Here is a 17,546-nt window from a genome sequence, read left to right on the forward strand (position 1 = left end):
CTCAAGACACGTTGAGATGAAAGAGGGAAGATGAACGCGCCTGCTCTGCCCCTGACCATCGGCTTCGTGGGTGACGCCTCGCTGGGCGCGGTGCTCGACGCCCTCCGGCCCCACGCGGCGCGACGGCTGGTCATCAGCTACGACGGGCGCCAGACCGAGCCCGGCTACCACGTGACCGAGGTGAAGGCGGGCTCCTTCGTCACCCTGGACTGCGGTGGGAACCCGGATGCCTGGCAGGAGACGATCCTGCAGGTGGAGGACCTGCCCGCCTCGGCCGAGAAGCCGGAGCACATGGAGGTCGGCAAGTTCCTCGCCATCCTCGAAAAGGTGGCGTCCCGGGTCAGCCTGCAGCCGGGCAGCCGCCTGACCTTCGAAGTCGGGCCGCCCGGCCGTCCCATGCAGATCTTCGACGTCGAGGCGATCCGGATCGAGGCGACCAGCGCCGTGATCGAGCTCGGGCCCCGGGCCGCCATCTGCAAGCCGCGGCACCGGGCGGAGCAGGAAGCGGCCCAGGCCGCCTCGCCCTGCTGCAAGCCGTCGAGCGGTTGTTGCTGAAACCAGTGCCACACGCCGGGAACATCGGCTGCGACTTCCGCTTTTGGGAGGTCGTGCGCGACCCGCTGATGGCCGGGTCGGGCGCGAAGCCGCCGATCTGGCCTCCCCTGAACATGTGCCGCGCGCCGGTCCTCGCGCCACTTCTCCTCCTGCGCCACGCCGGCCTGCACCAGCACGAGCCGTACCGGCGGCCCCGGCGGCTCCGGGCCGGAGAGGCGCCACGCGCCGAAGGCGGCGAGGGCCAGGGCCGCGGCCCCGCCCGCGAGCCAGGCCCGGCGGCGGTCGGGGAGGACCGGGAGGCCCGCGAGCAGGAGCGTCAGCAGGGAGAGGCCGTGCACGCCGACCACGGCCGCGCCCTGCACTGGCAGCGCCGCGAAGGCCCAGACGCCGCCCAGGGGATTCCACGGGAAGCCGGTGAACAGCACGCTGCGCAGCATCTCAGCGAAGGTCCAGGCCCCGGCGAAGCCCGCCAGGCGGCACCAGCCCGGAGGCAGGAACCAGGCGGCGAGCGCGGGTGGCACCGCGTAGAGAGCCATCACGGCGGCGAGCGCCGGCGCGGCGAGCGGCACGAGCCACCACCAGCGCGCCGGGTCTGTGAGCAGCGCCTCCGTAACCCAGTACAGGCCCCCGAGGCTGTGGCCGAAGCCCCAGGCCAGGCCGAGCCTGCCCGCCCGTCGCCACGACGTCGCGGCGCCGAGCAGCGCGAGCAGCCCCGGTACGGCGAGCAGCAGCACCAGCACCGCATGAAGCGGGGGCAGGGCGAGGGCCGAGAGCAGCCCGAGGGCGAGCGCCGCGGCGAGAGCCCGACGCGGCGGCAGTCCGGCAAGCCAGGTGAAGAGGCGGGCGACCGCGTCCGGTGGCGCGAACCCTTCCCCTCGGCCCGGCGCGGTCCCTCTCCGCCCCCCCGCGGCCTCGGGCTCGTCGCCCGTGCCGCCTCGAGAGGGCGAGGTGGAGGCGACGGCGCTCGGGATCGGGCGGCCCGCGCGCGTCCGGAGGGCGCCGCCGCTCATCCGATCCTCGCGAGCCATGGGAAGGCCACTAGCATCCAGTCCGCGAGCGCGGTGATCTCGCCGGTGGCGATGAGCACCCACATCAGCAGGCCGGAGGCGAACTGCGCGACCCTGACGGTGCCGCAGGAGCTCATCTGGTCAAGGTTGCTGTGGCGTCCATCCAGGCTTTCAGGCCGACCTTGAAAGCGTCCCGGCCCTTGTCCGTCAGGGTGTAGACCTTTCGCTTGCGGCCGGAGACGACCTCGGCTTCGGGGGGGCACGCGGCCGTTGGCTACCAGTTGAAACCTGTGTCGGCCCCGGAGTGCAGTGAAACATGGCGGAAGCGGACCACCTGGGCTTCGTGGTTCGCCCGACACTGCGCGAAGATGCCCGAACAGCCGCGGGCACGGGCCAAGAGGCTGACGTTGATATCCGCGACAGCTATCCGGGCTCCGGGCTTGAACCGGGAGGTCTCTGCGAGAAGGACCCCGTTCTCATAGATCGAGGTCTGACCATCCCACGCGAGGTCGGTCGTCGATTCACCCTCGCCAGACGCCGTGTACAGATAGGCCGCCGTGCATCGCGCCGACTGAGCTTGGCACAGCATTCGCCGGGTGTCGGCTTTCCCGACTGTGATGTTGCTAGCCGACAGGTTCACCAGAACAGTCGCACCAGCCAGCGCCGCGATGGCGCTCGGCTGTATCGGCACCCACATATCCTCGCAAATCTCAGCGTGGAACACGAGCCCTGGGCGGTCCTCGGCCACGAAGATGAGGTCGGGACCGAATGGCACGTGCTGCTCACCCAGGCGGATCATGCTGCCTTCCGTACCTTGCCCGGACGCGAAGTAACGGCGTTCGTAGAACTCGCGGTAGTTTGGCAGGTGAACCTTCGGGACCACCCCGGCCACCCGCCCGCCATGGACCACCACTGCTGTGTTGTAGACGCGCCCCGCGTGGCGCAGGGGTGCTCCCACCACCATGACGGGCTGGATATGGACGGAAGCCTCCACAATACGCCTCAGGGCGGCCTCCGCAGCGTCCAGCACAACATCCTGAAGGAAGAGGTCGTCAATGGAGTAACCGGTCAACGCCAGCTCCGGGAAGGCGACCAGGGACACCAATCGTGCGTCGCAGGCACGCGCGGTCGTCAGCAGGGTGTCCGCATTCACCTCCGGGTCGGCAATGCGAACAGGAGTCGTGCAGGCGGCGACCCTTACCTGGGCGTCCGGTCCGGATGGCCCGGTGCTCTGCCCCGGAGGCAGCTCTGGCTGAACGTTCTCAGTCATTGGTTGCCTCACGCAGATCCGTCCTGGCATCGCGGACGATCGACCATGCCGATTGCAGGAAAAGCCCGGCGATGACGACGGCCACGGCGAGATCCGGCCATGCAGTTCCGGTCCACCAGACGAGACCCGCCGCGACCACCACGGCGAGGTTGCCGATGGCGTCATTGCGGCTGAATAGCCAGACAGCCCGGACATTGGCGTCACCCTCCCGGTGCGGGATGAGCACCGCCGCGGAGGCGACGTTGACCACCAGTGCGACGGCGCCGAAGAGGCCCATCAGTTCGGCCTCGGGCTGGTTCAGCACCAGCACTCGGTAGCCAGTGGTGGCGAGCACGCCCAAGCCGAGCGCCGCGAGGAACAGTCCCTGGATGAGGGCTGACCGGGCGCGCCAAGCGAGGCTCCAGCCGATGGCCAGCAGGCCGAGGAAGCTGATCAGGCCGTCGCCAAGGAAGTCGAGAGCGTCCGCCTTCAACGCCTGGCTGCCGGAGACGAAGCCGCCGACCATCTCCACAAGGCCGTAGCCGACGTTGAGGCCCACGACGATCCAGAGCGCCCGGCGATAGGCGGGCGTGATGTGGCCAAGGTCCCGGGGCAGATCGTCGTCGTCGCTCATCCTATGCGTCCGAGCCCCGGGAAGAGCTCAAGCATCAGGATGGCGAAGTCGGTCAGGTGGCCCGTGATCATGGCCGCCCCCATCACTACCATGACGCCACCCGCTACGATCTGAAGAACACGGCCGAGGCGCCGCAGCCCGCGGAACGGGCCGCGCAGGAAGGCGTCCGCGAAGGCGGCGACCAGCAGGAAGGGCACGCCCAGCCCAGCTGCGTAGGTGGCCAGGAGCACGATGCCGAGGTGGCTGATCTCGCTGGTGGCGGTCAGCGCCAGGATGGCGCCGAGCACCGGCCCGATGCAGGGCGTCCAGCCAAAGGCGAAGGCCAGCCCGAGCACATAGGCGGAGAGCGGCGTGCCGCCGCTGAGGGTCGGCATGAAGCGGAGGTCGCGTTGCAGCGGCATCAGCCGCAGGACGCCCGCGGTCATGAGGCCGAACAGGATGACCACCACGCCGCCCACGATCCCGGCCTCGTAGCGGTAGCGCAGCAGGGCTTGGCTCAGCGCCGAGGCGCCCGCGCCCATCGCCACGAAGACGGTCGCGAAGCCCAGAACGAAGCAGAGGCCGAGGCCGACCGTGGCGAGGCGACCGGGCGCCGCGCGTTCGGCGGCGACCGAGCGACCGGCGACGTAGGAGACGTAGCCGGGCACCAGCGGCAGCACGCAGGGCGAGAGGAACGAGACCATCCCGGCCAGGAAGGCTGTCAGGAGGCCGGACATCTGGAGGAGCGGGTTCACGGCGGTCCCGCCCTCAGGGTCGCGCCGCGGAGGTCGGCGCGCCCGCCGGGTCGCGCCTCCCGCCGACGAGGAGCAGGAGCGCGACGCCGACGAAGATCGCGGTGTCGGCGAGGTTGAAGGCGGGCCAGTGGTAGCCAGCCACGTGGAAGTCCAGGAAGTCCGTCACGGCACCGTGCCGCAGCCGGTCGACGACGTTGCCCAGGGCGCCTCCGACGATGAACCCGACCGAGGCCGCCATCCCCGGTCGCCGGTCGCGCGTCGTCCAGACGACGAGGCCCACGACGACGGCGAGCGCGATGGAGGACAGGAGCCAGGGCGTCGCGGGGTGGTCCGCCGACAGCAGACCGAAGCTGACGCCCCGGTTCCATCCCAGCACCAGGTTGAAGAACGGGGTGATGGGGATGACGCGGGGCGGATCCATGAGATGGGCCAGCACCCACCACTTCGTCGCCTGGTCCAGCGCGAAGGCCAGCGCGGCCGTCGCCGCGCCCCAGGTCCAGGCGAGGCGCGCCCGGGGCAGGCCCTCAGCCATGCGCCACGCCCTTGAAGCGGTATCCGAGCAGGCGCAGGGCGTTGAGGGTCACCAGCACCGTCGCGCCGGTGTCGGCCAGCACGGCGGGCCAGAGGCCGGTGATGCCGACCACCGTCGTCACCAGGAAGACCGCCTTCAGGCCGAGGGCGATGGCCACGTTCTGGTGGATATTGGAAAGCGTCGCGCGCGACAGCCCGACCAGGGCGGCCACATCCACGACGCGGCTGTTCAACAGCGCCGCATCGGCCGTCTCCAGGGCCACGTCGGTCCCGCCGCCCATGGCGACGCCGACTGAGGCGGCCGCGAGCGCGGGCGCGTCGTTGATACCGTCACCGACCATGGCCACGGGCGCCTTTTCCTTGAGGGCGCCGATCTCCCGCAGCTTGTCCTCCGGCAGCAGCCCCGCCTTCACCTTCAGGCCGAGCGCCCCGGCGATGGCCTGCCCCGTGCGGACGTTGTCGCCGGTCAGCATGACGGCCTCGACGCCGAGGGCGTCGAGCGCCCGGATGCCCGCGGCCGCGTCCGGCCGGGGCTCGTCGCGCACCGCGATCAGGCCGATGTGGGCGCCGTCCACGGAGACGACGACCACCGTCTTTCCTTGGTTCTCCCACTCGGCGACCGTCCGCGCCGCGTCGGCCGGGAGCGGCGCCTGCCCGGCGGCATGGGAGGGCGAGCCGACGGCCACGCGCTTGCCGGTCACGACCGCCTCGACGGCCTTGCCCGGGATGGCCCGCGAATCCTTGGTGGGGCGCAACGGGATGCCATTGGCGTCCGCCCGCTCCAGGATGGCGCGGCCGAGCGGATGGCTGGAGCCGTTCTCCACCGCGGCGGCGAGGCCGAGCATGGTGCGCTCCGGGCCGGAGAGGGCGAGGAGGTCGGTCACGCGCGGGCGCCCTTCGGTCAGGGTGCCGGTCTTGTCGAAGGCGACGGTGCGGATCCGGCCGATGGCCTCCAGGGCGCCGCCGCCTTTCACCAGCAGGCCGCGTCGGGTGCCGACGGCGAGGCCGGAGGCGATGGCCGCGGGCGTCGAGAGGACGAGGGCGCAGGGACAGGCGACCAGCAGCAGGGCCAAGCCTCGGTAGATCCAGGTGCCCCAGTCTGCGCCGACGACGAGCGGCGGCGCGACGGCGACCAGGGCCGCCACGGCGACCGCGATCGGCGTGTAGACGGCCGAGAACCGCTCGATGAAGCGGGCTGTCGGTGCCTTGGCGTCCTGCGCCTCCTCCACCAGGCGGATGATGCGGGCGATGGTGTTGTCGGAGGCGGGCTTCGTCACCCGGACCTGCAGCGCGCCGGAGGCGTTGATGCTGCCCGCGAAGACGGAGGCGCCCTCGGCCTTGGGGACAGGGACGGACTCGCCGGTCACCGAGCTCTCGTCCACCTCGGACTCGCCCTCGGCTACCTCGCCGTCGGCCGAGACGCGGTCTCCCGGGCGGATCAGGACGAGGTCGCCGACCTTGAGGCTGGCAGCGGGCACCTCCCGCGCCGTGCCATTCTCGATGCGCAGCGCGGTTCTCGGCACCAGGGCGCCGAGCGCCTCGATGCCCGCGCGGGCACGCCCGGCCGCGACGTTCTCGAGCAGCTCGCCAATGGTGAAGAGGAACACCACCACGGCCGCCTCGGAGGTCGCGCCGATGGCGATGGCGCCGACGGTCGCGATCGACATCAGCATCTCGATGCTGAAGGGCGACCCGGCGCGTGCCGCGGCGATTGCCTTGCGGCCGAAGTAGACAAGGCCGAGCAGGGCGGCGGGCAGGTAGACCCAGTGGTCCAGGGCCGGGACAGCGAGCGAGACGGCAAACCCGGCCACCATGAGGGCGCCGATCGCTGCGGCGAGCCGCGCCTTTTTCCCCTTCCACCATAGCTGGCGTGGGCGAACAAGCGCCAGGTCGGCGGCGGCGCCAGGCTCGCCCGCGACCACCCGCGGCGCCTCGACGGGGGCGACGCCGTAGCCGAGCTTACGGATCTGCTCCTCGACGGCCGAGCGCGGCGTGGCCGCCTCGTCCAGCCGGAAGGCCAGAACCTGGCTGTGGTAGTTGACCCGGATGTCTTCGGCCCCGCCGAAGCGGCCAACCGCCGTTTCGATTTTCGAGGCGCAGGACGGGCAGTCCATGCCCTCCACGTGGTATCGCAGGGCCGACCTGGACCCAGGGGCCAGTTGAGCCGTTCCGCCGTCAGCCATCGCCGCCACCCAGTCCTTGCCAGTCACGCCAGAGGCGCGACGCCGTAGCCGAGCTTGCGGATCATATCCTCGACGGCCGAGCGCGGCGTGGTCGCCTCATCCAGCCGAAACTCCAGGGTCTCGGTCTTGTAGTTGACCTGGATGTCCTCGGTGCCGCCAAGGTGCTCCACCGCGTCCTCGATCTTCAAAGCGCAGCTGGAGCAATCCATGCCGTCGACCCGGTAGCGCAGGTCCACCCGCGTCCCGGGAGCCGTAGTTTCGCTGTTGGCCATCGTTTGCCTTCCCTTCCAGGAATGTGCCCGCCGGTTGGCGCGCGGACAGAAGGCTCCCTACATGGACCCTGTAGCCACTACAGGGTCAAGGGAATGGTTGTGGAAAAGCCCCTGAACATCGGCGCCCTTGCTAGGGTGACCGGAACGAAGGTGGAGACCATTCGCTGGTACGAGCGGGTCGGCCTGCTCCCGGTGCCCGCCCGCAGCGCGGGGAACTATCGAACCTACGGCGAGCCGCACCTCGGCCGCCTGAGCTTCATTCGGCGCGCCCGGGACCTTGGCTTCTCGCTGGAACAGATCCGCGCCCTGCTTGACTTGGCCGAGGACCGCGAGCGCTCCTGCGACGCGGTGGACGTCATCGCCCGCGAGCACCTGGACGAGGTGGACCGGAAGATCGCCGACCTGCAGGCGCTGCAGCGAGAACTGGCCTCCCTCATCGGGCAGTGCCGTCACGGCAACGTGGCGGAGTGCCGCATCATCGAGGCGCTTGCCCCGCCGAAGTAGACGTGTTGGATGCGCGTTGTTCTCGATGAATGATCAGGCGGGCCAACAGATCGCTCCGGGCAGGCTGAAGGCCAGCAGCGTCGAGGCATCCCTTCCCGGCGCAGACATGCTGATGTCCCTCATGCCGAGGGCTTCCAGGCGAGGAGGCGCAGGGCATTCAGCGTCACCAGCACCGTGGCGCCGGTGTCCGCGATGATGGCGGGCCACAGCCCGGTCACGCCCATCAGAGTCGTCACGAGGAAGACCGCCTTGAGCCCGACGGCGATGGCGACGTTCGCTTTCACGTTGGCCATGGTGGACCGCGACAGGCTGACGAGTTCGGAGACGCCGGTCACGCGATCCTTCAGGACCGCTGCATCCGCTGTTTCCAGGGCCACGTCAGTGCCGCCGCCCATGGCGACGCCCACCGAGGCTGCCGCCAGCGCCGGGGCGTCGTTGATGCCGTCACCCACCATGGCCACGGAGCCGGACGACCGGAGGGCTCCGATCTCGCGGAGCTTGTCGTCCGGCAGCAGCTCGGCCTTCACGTCCAGGCCCAACCCCTTGGCGATGGCCGCCCCGGTCCGGGCGTTGTCGCCCGTCAGCATCACGGAGCGGATGCCGATCCGCGAAAGGGCGGCGATGCCCTCGGCCGCGTCGCCCCGAGGCTCGTCACGGAGCGCCAGGACGCCCGCGACGGTGCCGTCCGCCAGGATCACGACGGCCGTCTTGCCCTCGTTCTCCAAGCGGGTGACCGCCTCGGCCAGTCCGCCGAGTTGGGCGCCCGCCTCCGCGGCGTGGCGCGGGCTGCCGACGCTGACCTTGCGGCCGTCGACCGTGGCGGTGACCCCCTTCCCGGGCACAGCAGCCTGGTCGGAAACGGGCGGCGTCGCGACGCCCCGCGCTTCCGCCGCGGCCACGACGGCCTTGGCCAGGGGGTGCGAGGACCCCTGCTCGACCCCGGCCGCCAAGGTCAGCAGGTCGGACTCGGAGGTTCCCTGCGCAGGCAGGATGTCCGTCACCTTGGGATGACCCTCGGTCAGCGTGCCGGTCTTGTCGAAGGCCACGGTCTTCGCCGCGCCGATCTCCTCCAGGGCGGCACCTCCCTTGATAAGTAGGCCGCGCCGGGCACCGGCGGACAGGCCGGAGGCCATGGCGGCTGGCACCGAGATGACCAGGGCGCAGGGGCAGGCGATCAGGAGGACGGCCAGCCCGCGGTAGACGCTGGTCCACCAGTCCCAGCCCAGCAGGAAGGGCGGGACGAGGATGACCAATGCTGAGACGAGCATCGCGCCCGGCGTCCACCAGGTGGAGAAGCGCTCGATGAAGCGCTGCGTCGGTGCACGGGAGGCGGTGGCCTCCTCCACCATGCGGATGATGCGGGCGATGGTGTTGTCGGTAGCGGCTCGGGTCACGCGCACCCGCAGGGCGCCGTCGGCGTTGATGGAGCCCGCCACGACCGCCTCGCCGGGGCCGCGGGACACGGGGATGCTCTCCCCGGTGACGGGGCTCTCGTCGAGCGCGGACCGGCCTTCCTCAATGGTGCCGTCGCAGGGCACGCGGTCGCCGGGGCGGACCAGGACGAGGTCGCCGACGGAGAGCTGGTCGGAAGGCACCTCCTCGGTGGAGCCGTCCGCCCGCAGGCGCCGCGCCGTCCGAGGCATGAGGTTGGCCAGGGCCTTGATGCCCGCCCGCGCCCGCCCGGCCGCCACATTCTCCAGCAGCTCACCCAGAGCGAACAGCAGGACGACCACGGCAGCCTCCTCGGCTGCCCCAATGACGGCGGCGCCCGCCGCAGCGGTCACCATCAGGGTCTCGATGGAGAAGGGTGTCCCGGCCCGGGCCAGGGCGAAGGCGCGGCGGCCGAACGGAACCAGGGCCACGAGGGTCGCGGCCAGGAAGAGCGGGTAAGTCAGCCGGGCGGGAAGAACCAGCGACAGGGCGTAGGCGCCGAGGACCAAGGCGCCGAGCAGCCAGACCAGGCGTGCCTTGCCCGTGGCGTACCAGGGCTTCGTGGCATCGGCCGGATTCTCGTGGTTGGCATGTGAATGGCCGAAGGTATCGCCGTGGCCATGTTCGCCGTGATCGTGGTCCGCTTGGTCATGCCCGGCATGGTCACGCTCCTCCGCGGCATGGGCGTGACCGTCAGCAGGAGCCACGACATCGTTCGCCGGGAGCGGCCGAGCCGTGTAGCCGAGACCTGCCAGCGACTGCTCGATGGTGGTGGCGCTGGACGCGCCTGGCTCCAGCCGGACCGTCAGACGCTCCGCGATGAGGTTCACCGAGACGTCCTTGACGCCTGGAAGGCGGGTGACCGCCTTCTCCACCTTCGCCACGCAGGAGGCGCAGTCCATGCCCTCCACGCGCCAGGACACGGACTGCCCCTGGCTGCCGTTCCGTGTGCCGTCCATCTAGCGACCTCCTGCTGACGGCTTCTGAGATGGGACCTCCAGTGGCTGGAGGTTCAAGGGAGAATTTGCGGGCCGCCCTGGGGAAACGCCCGCCAGGGTCACCCGTCAGTGGCGGTGCCCTGCTTCCGCGGCGCCCCAGTTGTCCGTCGTGGTGCCCCCGTGGGCGCCCGCCAGCTCGGCCTGGACGGTCGCGTGGGTGATCCTGAACCTCTCGGCCAGCATGGCGCCCAGCGCATCCTCCAGGCGGTCCTCCCTGGCCAGGGAGGGATCGACCACCACGTGGGCCGACAGGGCCACCTTGCCGCTGGTCAGGGACCAGACGTGCAGATCGTGGATGTCCCGCACCCCCGGCGTGTTCCGCATCGCGGCCTCGACGGCATCAAGGTTGATGCCGCGGGGCACGCTCTCCAGCAGCACGTCGATGGCCTCGGAAAGGAGGGTCCAGGTGCGCGGAAGAACCCATAGTGCGATGCCGATGCCGAGCACCGGGTCCACCCAGGCCCAGCTTGTCGCCCAGATGACGCAAGCGCCGACGATGACAGCGATCGAACCCAGGAAGTCGCTCCAGACCTCCAGGTAGGCGCCCTTCACGTTGAGGCTGCTCTCGCTGCCGCCCGCGAGCAGGCGCATGGAGATCCAGTTCACCAGCAGGCCGAAGGCGGCGACGGCCAGCATGCCAATGGTGCCGACCTCGGCGGGCTCGCGGAAGCGCTGGTAGGCCTCGTAGAGGATGTAGATGGCCACCAGGAACAGCAGCGAAGCGTTGAAGGCAGCCGCCAGGATCTCGAAGCGGTGGTAGCCCCAGGTCCGGCGCCTGTCCGCTGAGCGGCGGCCGATGCGGATGGCGACGAGCGCCACGGCCAGGGCCAGCGCGTCGGTCAGCATGTGGGCCGCGTCGGACAGGAGCGCGAGGCTGTTGAAGACGTAGGCGCCCGCCACCTCGGCGAGCAGGAAGGCTCCCGTCAGGCCGAGCGCCTTCGTGAGTGCCGACGAGTGTGCGTTGCCCACCCCGTGATCGTGCCCCTGTCCCATCGGACCTCCTCGTGGGTTCAGCCGCCGATCCTGTCGAGCGGCGTGGTGCCGGGCGCCTCACCAAGGGTCGGCAAGGCGCCCGGGCCAGGGAAACCTCAGAACCGCGCCTGTCCGCTGCGCCCGGCCGGGTTCTTGATCTGCAGCGTGACGGAAGTCCCGCGGGCAACGGGGGTCGCCGCCGTGCCGGTCAGCGTGTTCTCCGCCCCCGGTGCGAGCTGGACCACCTGACGGGACTGGCCAGAGCCGACCAGGGCCGAGGCCGTGTACCCGGCCGAGGAGACGGGCTTCCCGGCCTCGTCGTAGAGATGGACCGTGAGCGTCCGCTCGGAGGTCAGCAGCTCGGCGTGGACGCCGACCACGTCCTGCATCTTCCCGCCGTGCGGGCCCTGGTCGCCGTGGCTGTGGCCCTGCTGGGCCATGGCGCCGGTGGAGAGGGCGGCGACCGCGATGGCGGCGAGGATGGTCCTGCGCATGTCTGGATCCTTCTGGAAGGGTGGTCAGTTTCCGGGAGCCGCCCGGGAGGACGGCTCCCGGCACTCTCACTCGGCCGGGGCGTGCCCGGCCCCGGCGGGGACGGACTCCTCGGCCGCAGGGACCTGCACCCGCCCGAACCGCACGTAGAGGGCGGGCAGCACGAGCAGGGTGAGCAGGGTCGCGGTGATGAGGCCGCCGATGACGACGGTCGCCAGCGGCTTCTGCACCTCCGCCCCGGGGCCGGTCGCGAGCGCCATAGGCACGAAGCCCAGCGAGGCCACGAGCGCCGTCATCGCCACGGGCCGGAGACGGGTCATGGCGCCCTGGAACACGGCGTCCCGCAGCGACAGGTGGCCGCGGAGGATGAGGTCCTTGATGGAGGTCGCCATTACCAGCCCGTTCAGCACCGCCACGCCTGAGAGCGCGATGAAGCCGACCGCGGCGGGCACCGAGAACGGCATGCCCCGCAGCCACAGGGCGAGCAGCCCGCCAGACAGCGCCAGCGGCACGCCGCTGAACACGACCAGCGCGTCCCGCACCGAGCCGAGCGCCGCGTAGAGCAGCACCAGGATCAGCAGGAAGCAGGCCGGGACCACCACCATGAGCCGCTCGCGCGCCTTGGCCAGGTTCTCGAACTGCCCACCCCAGGTGATGGTGTAGCCGGGCGGCAGCTGCACCTGCTCCGCGACCTTGGCCTGGGCCTCGGCGACGATGGAGCCGATGTCGCGGCCCCGCGCATTCGCCTGGACGACGACCCGGCGCCGCCCCTGCTCGCGGCTGATCTGGTTCGGCCCCTCGACCACGCGCAGGGTCGCGACCTGCTGGAGCGGCACCGATGCCGCAGGACGCCCGGCCACAGGCGGCAGCGGGACGGGCAGGCTCCGTAGCGTCTCGAAGTTCCCCCGCAGGTTCTCGGGCAGGCGCACCACGATGGCGAAGCGCCGGTCGCCCTCGTAGACCATCCCGGCCTCCCGCCCGCCGATCGCCGTCGCCACCACGGCCTGGACGTCGGCCACGCTCAGGCCCCGGCGGGCCACCTCGGCCCGGTTCACGGTGATCTCCAGGAAGGGCAGGCCGGTGGCCTGCTCCACCTTCACGTCCTCGGCGCCCTCGATGCCGTTCAGGATGTTCGAAATCTGCCCGGCTACCTGGAGCATCGGGCCGTACTCGTCGCCGAAGACCTTCACGGCGAGGTCGCCGCGCACGCCCGCCAGCAGCTCGTTGAAGCGCATCTGGATGGGCTGGCTGAACTCGAGCGCATTGCCGGGGATACCGGCCACAGCCTGCTCGATACGCTGGACCAGCTCCGCCTTCGGGAGGGACGGGTTGGGCCACTGGTCGCGCGGCTTGAGGATGATGAAGGTATCCGAGGCGTTCGGCGGCATCGGGTCGGTGGCGACCTCGGCCGTGCCGGTCTTGGAGTAGATGACCTGCACCTCGGGCAGCCGGGAGATCCGCCGCTCCAGCACGGACTGCATGGCCTGGGACTGCTGCAGGGAGGTGCTGGGGATGCGGAGCGCCTGCATGGCGAGGTTGCCCTCGTCCAGGGTCGGGATGAACTCCTGGCCCAGGCGTGAGAACAGGGTGAGCGACCCCAGGAAGAGCATCGCGCCGATCGCGATGACGGGGATGGGCGTCCGCAGCGCGCGGCCGAGGACGGGGGCGTAGGCCCGCTTCAGGGCACGGACGATCGCGACGTCCTTCTCCTGCACACGCCCGGTGATCCAGATGGCGATCAGGGCCGGGACGAGGGTCAAGGAGAGGATGAAGGCGAAGACCAGGGCGATGATGACGGTCATCGCCATGGGGATGAACATCTTGCCCTCTACCCCGGTGAAGGTCAGGAGCGGTGCGTAGACGAGGATGATGATGGCCTGCCCGTAGAGCGAAGGCCGGATCATCTCCTTGGCGCTGTCCGCCACGGTCTGGAGGCGCTCCGCGACGGTCAGCAGGCGCCCCTTCTCGTGCTGGCGCTCGGAGAGGTGCCGCAGGCTGTTCTCGGTGATGATGACGGCGCCGTCGACGATCAGGCCGAAGTCGAGCGCGCCGAGGCTCATCAGGTTGGCCGAGATGCCGCCGCGCACCATGCCGAAGGCGGTGAGCAGCATGGTCACCGGGATGACCAGGGCGGTGATGATCGCCGCCCGGATGTTCCCGAGCATCAGGAACAGGATGACGATGACCAGCAGCGCGCCCTCGCCGAGGTTCTTGGCGACGGTGTGGATGGTGGCGTCCACCAGGATGCCGCGGTCGAGCACCGTAACCGCCTCGATCCCCCGCGGCAGGGTCCGCCGGAGATCGTCCACCTTGGCGTGGACGGCCTCGGCAACGACCCGGGAGTTCTCGCCGAGGAGCATGAGGGCGGTGCCGACCACCATCTCCTGGCCGTTGCCGCTGGCGCTGCCCGTCCGCGGTGCCTGGCCGATGGAGACGCGGCCAACGTCCCGGAGCAGGATGGGCACGCCCTCACGGGTCGCGACCACGACCTGCTCCAGCTCCGCCACGCTCGTGACGCGGCCGCCGGACCGGACGACGAGTCCTTCGCCGCCCCGCTCCACGTAACCTGCCCCGGTGGAGACGTTGTTGCGCTCGATGGCCGTCGAGAGGTCTGCGAAGCTCAGGCCGAGGCCGATGAGGCGGGCCGGGTCGGGCTGGACCACGTACTGCTTGGTATAGCCGCCGATGGCGTCCACCCCCGCGACTCCCGGCACGTTCCGGATCTGCGGCCGGATGATCCAGTCCTGGACCGTCCGGAGGTAGGTCGCGCGGTCCGCCTCCGTGGCCAGGCGCTCGCGCTCAGGGGTCAGATAGCTGCCGTCGGCCTGCCAGCCAGGCTGGCCATCCGGCACGACATCGCCCTGGCGGCGGGCTGCGAAGTTCACCGTCCACATGGTGACTTCGCCGAGGCCGGTGGAGACGGGCCCCAGGCGCGGCTCCACCCCTTCTGGCATGGCTTCCCGCGCCTCGATCAGGCGCTCCAGCACCTGCTGGCGGGCGAAGTAGATGTCGGTGCTCTCGCTGAACACCGCCGTGACCTGGCTGAAGCCGTTGCGGGAGATGGAGCGCGTGCTCTCCAGCCCGGGGATGCCCGCCAGCGCCGTCTCGATCGGGAAGGTGACCTGCTTCTCGATCTCGTAGGGCGAGAGCGAGGGAGCCAGGGTGTTGATCTGGGCCTGGTTGTTGGTGATGTCGGGCGTGGCGTCGATGGGCAGGCGCGTGAGCGACCAGGCGCCCACGAGGGCCGCGATGACGGCCAGCAGCAGCACTGTCCAGCGGTTGCGGACGGAGAAGTCCAGGATGGGTCCTATCATGTCCGGGCGGGCCTCAGTGCGCGTGCCCGGCTTCGGACTTGCTCAGCTCGGCCCGGAGCACGAAGGCGTTGCCAACCGCGATCTCCGTTCCGGCATCCAGCCCGAAGATGACCTCGTAGCCCTGCGCGTCCTCGCGCCCGGTCTCGACCTCGCGAAGCTCGAAGCCCTCCTCGTTCCGCACGAAGACAACCTTCTTGCCCTCGACCTCCTGGACCGCGTCGAGCGGCACGAGGACATCGACGGCCTGCTCGGCGGTAGCGAGATGGGCGGTGGCGAAGCCGCCCGCACGCCAGTTGCCTTCCGCGTTCGGGATCTCGGCAACAGCCCGCGCCGAGCGCGTCTCGGGATCCAGGACCGGACTGAGAAAGACGATCCTGCCCTCGGTCCGGGCATCACCCTCGCCGGTGATCATCACGGTCTGTCCCTGGCGGGCCAGGGGCAGGTCACGGGGTGGGATGGTCAGCTCGACCCAGAGGACCGACAGGTCGGCGACCGAGAACACCTCGGCGTCAGCAGCCACCGAGGCGCCCAGCACGGCGTTGCGGGCGGTTACCCGGCCAGCGAGAGGCGCCCGCAGCTCGAGCCTCCGCAGCGTCGCGGCGGGCTGACGGGCCAGCGCACCGATCTCGGCGTCGGTCAGGCCCAGGGCCGCGAGACGGGCGCGACCGAGGTCGACCTTGATGCGGGCCTCCTCGGCCGCGGTCCGGGCCTGCAGGAACTCCTGCTCAGCCGAGATGCGCTGGCGCCAGAGGCGGGTCTCCCGGGCCAGGGTGGTCTCGGCCAGGGCGGCGGCGCGAGCGGCGGCGAGGAACTCGCCCTTCGCGTCCGACACCTCCCGGCTTTCCAGCACGGCCAGCACGTCGCCCGTGCGGACCTCGTCGCCCAGGGTCTTGCGGACCTCGGCGACGATCCCGCCGAGACGGGCGGTGACGCGCGCCTGCCTGTCCTGGCTGGCGGAGAGAACGCCGGGAACGGCGGCGCGGCTGACCAGCGTGCCGCCGCCGACAGGGGCGACCCGGATGCCCGCGGCCTCGATCCCCTCGGCCGTCATGGAGATGTGGCCCTCCTCACCGTGGCCCTCGCCTTCGGCGTGGCCGTGGCCGTTGCCCTTGGGCGCAGCGGCAGGAGCGGCGGCACGGGCGGTTCCGGCGGGGGTGGACTGCATCCCGAGGAGGCTGCGCGCGGTGTCGGGGATGGACGGGTAGACGACGGCCAGGGCGAGGCCGCCGACGGCGGCGCCCGCCATTAGGGTCATGCGGAGCATCAGCGGGCACTCCCGTTCGGGGCGTTCACGGGCTGGGTGGAGACGGCGGGCAGGTCGCCACGGAGGCGCTGCACCTGGGCGCGCAGGGCGTGGAAGGCCTGGATGGCCTCCACGAGCTGGGCGCGGGTGTCGGAGAGCGCCCGCTGGGCGTCGAGAACCTCCAGGAAGCTGAAGCGCCCCTCGCCGTAGCCAAGCGTCGCGAACCGGGCCGCCTGCTCGGCGGAGGGCAGCGCCGTGCGCCGCAGGGTCTCCACGGAGCGCCATGCCAGAGCAAGCCGCTGCTCGGCGGCGACGAGGGCGGCGACCAGGGCGCTACGCCCGCGCTCGGCCTCGGCCTCGGCGCGGGTCAGCTCGGCCTGGGCGCGGGCGATGCCGCCCTGGTTGCGGTCGTAGAAGGGCAGCGGGATGGAGGCGCCCGCGACGAAGGCCGTCTCGTTGCTGTCGCCGAAGCGACGGACGTCGCCCGAGAGGGTCACGTCAGGCACGGCCGTGGCGCGCTGGAGGGTCAGGTTCGCCCGCTGCTGGGCGACCGCCGCCTCAAGCCGGGCCAGCTCGGGGCTGCCCGAGAGCCGAGCCAGCGGGTCCGCCGGGACCGGGCGGCCGGGATTGGGGCCGATCTCGTCGAACCAGGGCTGCCGGGGGGCGAGTTCCACCCGAGGCACGCCGATGAAGACCGCAAGGTCGGCGAGGGCGATGTCCACCTCGCGCTGGGCACGCTCGGCCGCGATGTCCGCCGTGGCGCGGACGACCTCGGCCCGCTCGGCCTGGAGCAGCGGATCCCGGCCCGCCTCCACGCGGGCGCGGGCGGCCCTGAGGGTTTCGGCTGCCAGCCGTGCCCGCTCGCGCTCGACACCGACTAGGCGCCGGGCGGCCTCCGCGGTGGCCAGGGCGGTCACTACCTCGCGGGCGATCTCCAGCCGGGCGCCGGTGAAGTCGAGCACCGCGACCTCTCCGCTCCGGGCGGCGAGATCCATGCGGGCCGACCGCTTGCCGCCCAGCTCGATGCGCTGGGCGAGGCCCACCGTGCTCTCCAGGGTCCGGAACGCCCGGTTCTCTTGGCGGCCGCCGAACCCGCCGAAGTTCTCGAAGCTGCCCCTCAGTTCAGGGTTGGGCCGGAGCCGCGCCTGGAGGGCGTCCGCCTGGACGGCCTGCCGGGCAGCCCCGGCACCCCGGAGGGCTGGGGAAATGGTGAGCGCGGCCTCGACGGCCTGCTGGGGCGAGGTGACGGTGAGGAACGCCACGGGCGGACGGGCGTCCTGCGCGAGGGCCAGGGCCGGGACGACGGCGAGAACCGCCGCGAGCCGAATAACGTTGAATGACATGAAGGCACCTGGAAAGACGGAGCACGAACGGGCCGGGCTCCGCCGCCCTCAGGGGTGGGCGGGCCGGACCAGCGGGAAAGCGTG

At 71.2% G+C, this 17,546-nt stretch carries 15 protein-coding genes and 1 pseudogene; 2 read left to right on the forward strand and 14 right to left on the reverse strand.

Annotated features, from left to right (window positions below; translation table 11 throughout):
* Positions 1–30: 30 nt before the first annotated feature.
* Positions 31–555 (forward strand): DUF6428 family protein, encoded by a 525-nt coding sequence (locus CTJ15_RS02430; protein WP_099781011.1) that lies wholly within the window; start codon positions 31–33, stop codon positions 553–555.
* Between the two features lie 356 nt (positions 556–911).
* Here CTJ15_RS02430 and CTJ15_RS24545 read toward each other — a convergent pair.
* The 8 genes and pseudogenes from CTJ15_RS24545 to CTJ15_RS02465 all read right to left on the reverse strand — a co-directional run.
* Positions 912–1,583: pseudogene (locus CTJ15_RS24545) on the reverse strand (hypothetical protein); the annotation flags it as partial.
* On the reverse strand, positions 1,562–1,699 hold the full coding sequence (locus CTJ15_RS24125) for a hypothetical protein (RefSeq protein ID WP_193009548.1): 138 nt from the start codon (positions 1,697–1,699) through the stop codon (positions 1,562–1,564). The gene CTJ15_RS24125 and the pseudogene CTJ15_RS24545, both read right to left, overlap by 22 nt.
* Before the next feature lie 137 nt (positions 1,700–1,836).
* Entirely contained in the window at positions 1,837–2,832 is a 996-nt protein-coding gene (locus tag CTJ15_RS02440) for a nitrilase-related carbon-nitrogen hydrolase (protein ID WP_099781012.1), read from the reverse strand.
* On the reverse strand, positions 2,825–3,445 hold the full coding sequence (locus CTJ15_RS02445; protein WP_073140510.1) for a cation diffusion facilitator family transporter: 621 nt from the start codon (positions 3,443–3,445) through the stop codon (positions 2,825–2,827). Before CTJ15_RS02445 ends, CTJ15_RS02440 begins: the two co-directional genes overlap by 8 nt.
* Entirely contained in the window at positions 3,442–4,161 is a 720-nt protein-coding gene (locus tag CTJ15_RS02450; protein WP_099781013.1) for a cytochrome c biogenesis CcdA family protein, read from the reverse strand. The genes CTJ15_RS02445 and CTJ15_RS02450 overlap by 4 nt, the downstream gene beginning before the upstream one ends.
* Before the next feature lie 31 nt (positions 4,162–4,192).
* Entirely contained in the window at positions 4,193–4,711 is a 519-nt protein-coding gene (gene lspA, locus CTJ15_RS02455; protein ID WP_099781014.1) for a signal peptidase II, read from the reverse strand.
* Positions 4,704–6,824 carry a heavy metal translocating P-type ATPase gene (locus CTJ15_RS02460; RefSeq protein ID WP_226945897.1) on the reverse strand — a complete coding sequence of 707 codons (2,121 nt, stop codon included), beginning with the start codon at positions 6,822–6,824 and terminating at the stop codon, positions 4,704–4,706. The genes lspA and CTJ15_RS02460 overlap by 8 nt, the downstream gene beginning before the upstream one ends.
* A 92-nt stretch (positions 6,825–6,916) precedes the next feature.
* Positions 6,917–7,165 (reverse strand): heavy metal-associated domain-containing protein, encoded by a 249-nt coding sequence (locus tag CTJ15_RS02465; RefSeq protein ID WP_083755472.1) that lies wholly within the window; start codon positions 7,163–7,165, stop codon positions 6,917–6,919.
* A 93-nt stretch (positions 7,166–7,258) separates the two neighbouring features.
* On the opposite strand from CTJ15_RS02465, the gene CTJ15_RS02470 reads away from it, so the two are divergent.
* Complete coding sequence (locus CTJ15_RS02470; RefSeq protein WP_073140505.1) at positions 7,259–7,669, forward strand: helix-turn-helix domain-containing protein; 411 nt, start codon at positions 7,259–7,261, stop codon at positions 7,667–7,669.
* A gap of 119 nt (positions 7,670–7,788) precedes the next feature.
* On the opposite strand, the gene CTJ15_RS02475 is transcribed toward CTJ15_RS02470, so the two are convergent.
* From CTJ15_RS02475 to CTJ15_RS02500, 6 genes are all read right to left on the reverse strand, one after another.
* Positions 7,789–10,059, reverse strand: a complete 2,271-nt coding sequence (locus CTJ15_RS02475) for a heavy metal translocating P-type ATPase (RefSeq protein WP_226945898.1) — start codon at positions 10,057–10,059, stop codon at positions 7,789–7,791.
* Positions 10,060–10,164: 105 nt separating this feature from the next.
* Positions 10,165–11,091, reverse strand: a complete 927-nt coding sequence (locus tag CTJ15_RS02480) for a cation diffusion facilitator family transporter (protein WP_099781015.1) — start codon at positions 11,089–11,091, stop codon at positions 10,165–10,167.
* Positions 11,092–11,186: 95 nt separating this feature from the next.
* Positions 11,187–11,564, reverse strand: a complete 378-nt coding sequence (locus CTJ15_RS02485) for a hypothetical protein (protein ID WP_099781016.1) — start codon at positions 11,562–11,564, stop codon at positions 11,187–11,189.
* Positions 11,565–11,630: 66 nt separating this feature from the next.
* Positions 11,631–14,876 (reverse strand): efflux RND transporter permease subunit, encoded by a 3,246-nt coding sequence (locus tag CTJ15_RS02490; protein ID WP_099781017.1) that lies wholly within the window; start codon positions 14,874–14,876, stop codon positions 11,631–11,633.
* A 13-nt stretch (positions 14,877–14,889) separates the two neighbouring features.
* A complete protein-coding gene (locus CTJ15_RS02495) occupies positions 14,890–16,140 on the reverse strand; it encodes an efflux RND transporter periplasmic adaptor subunit (RefSeq protein ID WP_099781018.1) in 1,251 nt (416 codons plus the stop codon).
* Positions 16,140–17,462, reverse strand: coding sequence for a TolC family protein (locus tag CTJ15_RS02500; protein WP_099781019.1), 1,323 nt, complete (start codon positions 17,460–17,462; stop codon positions 16,140–16,142). Before CTJ15_RS02500 ends, CTJ15_RS02495 begins: the two co-directional genes overlap by 1 nt.
* Positions 17,463–17,546 lie beyond the last annotated feature (84 nt).

It is taken from the genome of Roseomonas sp. FDAARGOS_362 (assembly GCF_002754815.1).
In the GTDB taxonomy this organism is placed as follows: Bacteria; Pseudomonadota; Alphaproteobacteria; order Acetobacterales; family Acetobacteraceae; genus Roseomonas; species Roseomonas mucosa.

Bases quoted from the DNA above. Each gene is read 5' to 3' on its own strand.
- CTJ15_RS02450 (WP_099781013.1), bottom strand. From the start codon at position 4,161: ATGTCCGGCCTCCTGACAGCCTTCCTGGCCGGGATGGTCTCGTTCCTC.
- CTJ15_RS02440 (WP_099781012.1), bottom strand. From the start codon at position 2,832: ATGACTGAGAACGTTCAGCCAGAGCTGCCTCCGGGGCAGAGCACCGGG.
- CTJ15_RS24125 (WP_193009548.1), bottom strand. From the start codon at position 1,699: ATGAGCTCCTGCGGCACCGTCAGGGTCGCGCAGTTCGCCTCCGGCCTG.
- CTJ15_RS02470 (WP_073140505.1), top strand. From the start codon at position 7,259: ATGGTTGTGGAAAAGCCCCTGAACATCGGCGCCCTTGCTAGGGTGACC.
- CTJ15_RS02500 (WP_099781019.1), bottom strand. From the start codon at position 17,462: ATGTCATTCAACGTTATTCGGCTCGCGGCGGTTCTCGCCGTCGTCCCG.
- CTJ15_RS02480 (WP_099781015.1), bottom strand. From the start codon at position 11,091: ATGGGACAGGGGCACGATCACGGGGTGGGCAACGCACACTCGTCGGCA.
- CTJ15_RS02475 (WP_226945898.1), bottom strand. From the start codon at position 10,059: ATGGACGGCACACGGAACGGCAGCCAGGGGCAGTCCGTGTCCTGGCGC.
- CTJ15_RS02430 (WP_099781011.1), top strand. From the start codon at position 31: ATGAACGCGCCTGCTCTGCCCCTGACCATCGGCTTCGTGGGTGACGCC.
- lspA (WP_099781014.1), bottom strand. From the start codon at position 4,711: ATGGCTGAGGGCCTGCCCCGGGCGCGCCTCGCCTGGACCTGGGGCGCG.
- CTJ15_RS02490 (WP_099781017.1), bottom strand. From the start codon at position 14,876: ATGATAGGACCCATCCTGGACTTCTCCGTCCGCAACCGCTGGACAGTG.
- CTJ15_RS02465 (WP_083755472.1), bottom strand. From the start codon at position 7,165: ATGGCCAACAGCGAAACTACGGCTCCCGGGACGCGGGTGGACCTGCGC.
- CTJ15_RS02460 (WP_226945897.1), bottom strand. From the start codon at position 6,824: ATGGACTGCCCGTCCTGCGCCTCGAAAATCGAAACGGCGGTTGGCCGC.
- CTJ15_RS02485 (WP_099781016.1), bottom strand. From the start codon at position 11,564: ATGCGCAGGACCATCCTCGCCGCCATCGCGGTCGCCGCCCTCTCCACC.
- CTJ15_RS02495 (WP_099781018.1), bottom strand. From the start codon at position 16,140: ATGCTCCGCATGACCCTAATGGCGGGCGCCGCCGTCGGCGGCCTCGCC.
- CTJ15_RS02445 (WP_073140510.1), bottom strand. From the start codon at position 3,445: ATGAGCGACGACGACGATCTGCCCCGGGACCTTGGCCACATCACGCCC.